The sequence below is a fragment of the Paraburkholderia sp. genome, from assembly GCF_035501035.1.
GTDB lineage: Bacteria > Pseudomonadota > Gammaproteobacteria > Burkholderiales > Burkholderiaceae > Paraburkholderia.
Window position 1 is genome coordinate 1 of sequence record NZ_DATJWR010000032.1, and the last position, 5,411, is coordinate 5,411.

The following is a 5,411-nucleotide window of genomic DNA, read 5'->3' on the forward strand; positions in this document are numbered from 1 at the left end:
GCCGTCGTCGCGCAGTTCGCGTCTGGCTTCGCCACGGGACATGAGGTAGTTGAGGCACGCAAGGCTCTCACCGGTGGCGAGACTCATCTGGCCGAGATTGTCTTCGCCGATGCGCCGCGCGAACAGCGCGCCGAACACATCCACCGCGCGGCGCGGTTCGGCAAGCGTTGCGCGCAGACGCTGGAAGCTCTTGTCCTGCCCCTGGCGCAGCCGCTCGATGCGCGCGTGCAGCCCGTAAAAGCATTCGTTGTGCGAAGGAAGCACGAGCACGTCGTCGGGCACTTCGCGTTGCAGCTTGTCGAGCGAGGCGTACCACTGGGCCATAGGGTTGGCGTCGGGCTCGACCGGATAGACCGAGACATTCGACGAGATGCGCGGCAGTACCTGGTCGCCGGAAATGAAGAGCTTCAACGCCGGGCAGTAGAGGCAGGCGTGTTCCGGCGAATGCCCCATGCCGACGATCACCTGCCAGTCGTGTGCGCCGATGCGCACGACTTCGCCATCCTGCAAGCGCCGGAAGCTGTCGGGCAGCGGATGAATATGCTGGCCGAAGCGGCCGAAACGCGCGCGATATACGTCGATTGCCGACTCGCTCCAGCCGGCTCGGCGATAGAAGTCGAGCGCGTCGGCGGGGGCTTCGCGGCCCGTGTCGGAAGCGGCTACGCGGCAATTGAAGTACTCGGTGCGCGTCATCCAGAGCCGGCAGTCGAACGCGCGGGTGAGCCAGCCGGCCATGCCCACATGATCCGGATGCATGTGCGTGACGAACACGCGCGTGACACGGTTGGCCGCTTGTGCGTTATCGCCCTGCGCGCAGAGCGTGCGCCACACGGCAGTGGCCGCGTCGGTGCGCGCGCCCGTATCGATGACGGCGCAACCATCTGCCTCGTCGATGAGCCACACATTGATGTGATCGAGTTCGTAGGGCAGCGGCATGCGCAGCCAGCGCACGCCCGGCGCAATCTCGATGGTCGAGCCGGGCGCGGGCGGTTCGGGGTAGGGGAATCGTAGCGCCGCTCGCGTGTCGCTGCGGGTGTCGTCGGTGCGTTCAGTCATGGCTCGGTGTCCGTATGAAATCGTGAGCGCAGACTTTCGCGCATCGAATGCAGCATAGCGCGACCGCCGGGTTTCCGGTCACCTCTGTCTAGAGTAGGTGACGTAACGAGCGAAGCATGACCGAGCGATAGATCGGATGTCTGCTCCTGCCGCGAGGGTCAATAGAAAACCCCACGCTCGCAGCAACGCGTGGGGTTTTCTCAACATGCCTGGCGACAGCCGGAAGCGAACATCACGGGTTTCGCAACCTCCGGTGTTTTATTCTCCCTTGGCCGGACGACCCGTCTTCACGGTTTCGAGCGCGGCAATCGCAGCGACAAGGCGCTTGGCCGAAGACGACTCGAGCATCTGAAGACCGGCACGCAGAAGTTCGCTCTTCTTCACGGAGATGCCCGCTTCGAGGCACCTTTGCTTGAGGGCGGCAATACGCTCGTAATCGGCCTTGGGCATCGTGAAGCTGTCGCGCACGACTTTGTCTTTCTTCGTGCGCTTGTCCTTGCCCTTAACGACGGTGTCGCGTTCTCGCTTGCTGGCCGGTGCTGTGGCGGGTGCAGTAGCGCTTGCCTTCGATTTCGCGCGGCTCGGCTTGCTGGCCCCGCCTGCCGTGGCTGACTTTGCCGCCTTGGTTTCCTTGGCCGGTTTTGTCACGGGCTTGGCCTCAGGGGCTGCCTGGTCGGCCGACTTCGGAAAGTAAAACGCCTTTTTGGTCGGCTTGCGTGCGGTGATTTCGCTCATGTTCATCTCATCAATTGCAAACGGTGTAAAGAGTATATACGGTTTTAGTCGGCATCCCGACATGGCCATATGCATCATCGGTCAAGACATTGCGCGGACCATGGCACTGGGCGGCGTGCCCGTGCAGCGTGAGAAGGGGAAGCTGGCCCCGTGAGCTCCCCTCGGTGTTCTGCGCGAAGGGGCCAGGAGCCGTTTGCCGAGGCATGCTTGCTTTGTATGCGTTTGCTTACGTTTGTAGCCGCTTGTTGCCTCTTGTTGCGCTTTGTTGCTGGATGACGACGCCTGATGGCGTAGCATCGCCCCTCAATGTCGATATTTATTGCAGCGCAACAAAATGATGCCTAGACTGATCAGGTCTGCCGGCTACCTGGAAGCTTTCAAAAAGGAGGGCGTGACATGACGACTCGATCTACCGCAGTGCATGCTTCTCCGATGCTCCATGTCTTTGAACAGGATGGCGGGTGGCATTGGGGTATCACAATCCCTAGGGCGGCTGGCAGCGGCTTCAAGCTCATCGCGTACAGCGAAACGACATTCGATGCCGAAGTCGAAGCGCGACGTGACGGAAGCCGTGTGCTCGAAAATCTTCCCGACGATGCGGCGCTCGCCTTCGTTTCCTGATACGGCGAGCGCTGGCCAGCAATCTGAAACTCGAATCGCGTAAAGGCAGGGAGGGCGGAACGCTCGTCCTGGCCTCTGCCTTCAAAGCTAGTCCGATCAGGACGGCGCGTTGCAGAACAACTCTCAGATGCACCTCTGCATGGTACCGGCGGGTGTGTCGCGTTCCTCCCGTTCCTGCACGATCACACTCGCGGCACCGCGCTTGCCTCGGCATCCCGATCCTTCTGGCGTGTCACAAATTGAAACCCTGCGTGGGTGCGCCAGACTTCGTATGCACGCAAGGAAAACGCGACTCGCGTGACATTCGTAAGCGTTGACCGGAACACATTGGCCGTCTCACGCGTTTTCCGTGATCGATGTTTTTTGATGAAATCACACTATGAAGATAAGAAAAGTTATCTTTATAGTCGCTCTGTCGCGCGACTTTTTCAAAAAATACTGCTCCGCTTTCGGCAGGGCACTCGACAATGTGCAGCGACCGCGCGTTGCTTAGGGGTTCGAATCAAGTAAGTCGTGGTCTGTGTGCTCTGCGCGTTGCGGCTCACCTCGACGTCGCTCCCCGTACGTCATTCGTTGCCGAACCAGTTATCGTATATGCGGGCATAGGTGCCGTCCCTCTGCATCGCGACTCCCGGCGGGGCGCTTGACCTGAGTCGGCACGAACTCAAACGGGTCGAGTGATCCACATTTCGCCATTCGCACCGCAGCCCGTTGAGTACCGGGCCATCAGGCATGCGCGCAATGAGTCCAAAGTCCTATTTCCGCGGCCTTGATGGGCTGATAGGTTAAAGAGAGCGTTCCCCCCTCCCTGCGTCCCGGCTTGCGCCGCCGCGCCGCAGATGCTGCAAACCCGCCTGGTGGAGTCGACCATGAGGTGTCCTTCGCCCTTCCGGACGCTTCTCTTCGCCAGCGGCCTTGTGCTCTTGGCATGCTCATCGGACGCGCGCGCCCAGGAACTCGAGCCGCGCACCTACTCGCCTTCGCCGATCGGCACCAATTTTCTGGTCGCAAACTATACGTATCTGACCGGCGACGTGCTGACCGATCCGTCGCTTCCAATCGCCAACGTCCGCGCGGACATCGGCACGTGGTCGCTAGGTTACGTACACACATTCGGGCTTTTCGGCCAGACCGCGTCGTTCGGCTTGCAGATACCAATCGTGAGCGGCAACCTCCGCGGCGACGTCTTCGACGCGCCCGAGGAAGTCCATCGCGCCGGACTCGGCGATATGCGCTTGCGCTTTGCGTATCAGTTCCTTGGCAGCCCGGCGCTGTCGCCCGAGGAGTTCGCGAAGCGCATGCCGAGCACCGCGCTCGGCGCGAGCCTGAACGTCGTCGCACCGACCGGGCAGTACGTGCCATACCATCTGATCAATGTCGGGACGAACCGCTGGGCCTTCAAACCCGAAATCGGGGTCTCCCAGCCATGGGGCAACTGGTTCGCGGACGCTACGGCCGGGGTCTGGCTGTTCGCCGACAACCGCAACTTTTTCGGCAACAACACGCGCAGTCAGGATCCGCTGGCGACGCTCCAGCTGGACGTGGGCTACGATTTCCGACCGGGCCTCTGGATCTCCGCCAATATTGGCTATGCCTCAGGCGGCAGGACGGCGGTCAACGGCGTGGCGAACGAGGATCGCCAGGCGAACGTGCGTTATGGGCTGACGTTCTCGGCGCCGATTGCGCGTGGCTGGTCGGCGAAGCTGGCGCTGTCGAATGGCTTCGTCACGCGCGCCAGCGGCAACTACAAGTCCGTTTCCCTCTCGCTCCAGTATCGATGGTTCGACCATTGAGCAGCGACGCGCCGCGCATTCGGCTGTCCTCCACGGAAAATTGTGCGCCGCACCCGGTGGCCGAGGCTCGACTCGCGCGGGCGAGCGTCGCGCACGGGCCAGAAAGTTGTGCTTCTTTTGCGGCGCTGGGCCCCGCGGCAGCTGCGAATGCTGACGGCGGGGCGGCGGCGCCGCCCGCCATCTCGAAGCGCCGGCCGCGCGTCGCGTTATCATTGCGTCCATCACCGAATGGTTCACCCCGATTCAAGCAGAAGCCAGCCGCCAATGACTATCAAGAACACGACAGGCGCCGCGCGACGCGGCGCGGCGCCGGGCACGCGCGCCGCGCGGTCGCCCGAGGAGACCCAGGCGGACCTCGAAGCCGATTCGCCCACGACGCCACCCCAAGGCGATGAGGAGGGTGCGGGCGCGTCCACGTATCTCGTTCCCGGGCTCGAGCGCGGTCTGCGCATCCTCACGGAATTCTCGGCGCGCGAGCCCGTGCTCGGCGCGCCCGAACTCTCGCGGCGCATCGGCATCCCGCGCACCACCACGTTTCGCCTGCTGCAGACGCTCGAGGCGCTCGGCTTCATCGAGCGCGCGAATGGCGACAAGCAATATCGCCTGAGCGTGGCCGTGCTGCGTCTCGGGTTCGAATATCTGAGTTCGCTCGAACTGACCGACTTCGGCACGCCTGTGCTCGAACGTCTGCGCGACGCCACGGGCCTCAGCACGCATCTGCTGATCCGCGATGGCCGCGACGTGGTGTTCGTCGCCAAGGCGCAAACGCGCGAGCCGATGTTCAGCGCGGTGAAAGTGCAGGTGGGCACGCGTCTGCCGGCGCACGCCACCGTGCACGGTCAGGTGCTGATGGGCGACCTCACGCTCACCGAGTTGCGCGCGCTCTATCCCGAGAAGCAGCTAGAACGCTACACCGATCGCACGCCCGCGACCGTCACCGACCTCTACGCACGTGTGCGCGAATTCGTGCAGCAGGGCTACGCATTGAGCGAAGCGTCGTTCGAAACGGGGATTTCGGTGGTGAGCGCGCCTGTGCGCGACCAGTCGGGCCGCATCGTCGCGGCGCTCACGGCCACGGTGCCGCGCTCCGATATCGGCGGCGAGGCCGAGCGCGCCCCGCTGGTCGCGGCCGTGTGCGGCGCGGCGATAGACCTGTCGCTACGGCTGAACTACCGGCCGCGCCCCGACGATCCCACGGCCGCGCAC

At 63.3% G+C, this 5,411-nt stretch carries 5 protein-coding genes; 3 read left to right on the forward strand and 2 right to left on the reverse strand.

The window, feature by feature from the left end; translation table 11 throughout:
• Positions 1 to 1,056, reverse strand: a 1,056-nt coding sequence (locus VMJ11_RS02055; RefSeq protein ID WP_325616422.1) for an MBL fold metallo-hydrolase, incomplete at its 3' end; no start/stop codon positions are given.
• A 258-nt stretch (positions 1,057 to 1,314) separates the two neighbouring features.
• A complete protein-coding gene (locus tag VMJ11_RS02060) occupies positions 1,315 to 1,791 on the reverse strand; it encodes a hypothetical protein (protein ID WP_325616424.1) in 477 nt (158 codons plus the stop codon).
• A gap of 396 nt (positions 1,792 to 2,187) precedes the next feature.
• Here VMJ11_RS02060 and VMJ11_RS02065 point away from each other — a divergent pair, with 396 nt between their 5' ends.
• From VMJ11_RS02065 to VMJ11_RS02075, 3 genes are all read left to right on the forward strand, one after another.
• Entirely contained in the window at positions 2,188 to 2,412 is a 225-nt protein-coding gene (locus tag VMJ11_RS02065) for a hypothetical protein (protein ID WP_325616426.1), read from the forward strand.
• 839 nt (positions 2,413 to 3,251) lie between these two features.
• Positions 3,252 to 4,205 carry a transporter gene (locus tag VMJ11_RS02070; RefSeq protein WP_325616428.1) on the forward strand — a complete coding sequence of 318 codons (954 nt, stop codon included), beginning with the start codon at positions 3,252 to 3,254 and terminating at the stop codon, positions 4,203 to 4,205.
• A 264-nt stretch (positions 4,206 to 4,469) separates the two neighbouring features.
• Positions 4,470 to 5,411, forward strand: a 942-nt coding sequence (locus VMJ11_RS02075) for an IclR family transcriptional regulator (protein WP_325616430.1), incomplete at its 3' end; no start/stop codon positions are given.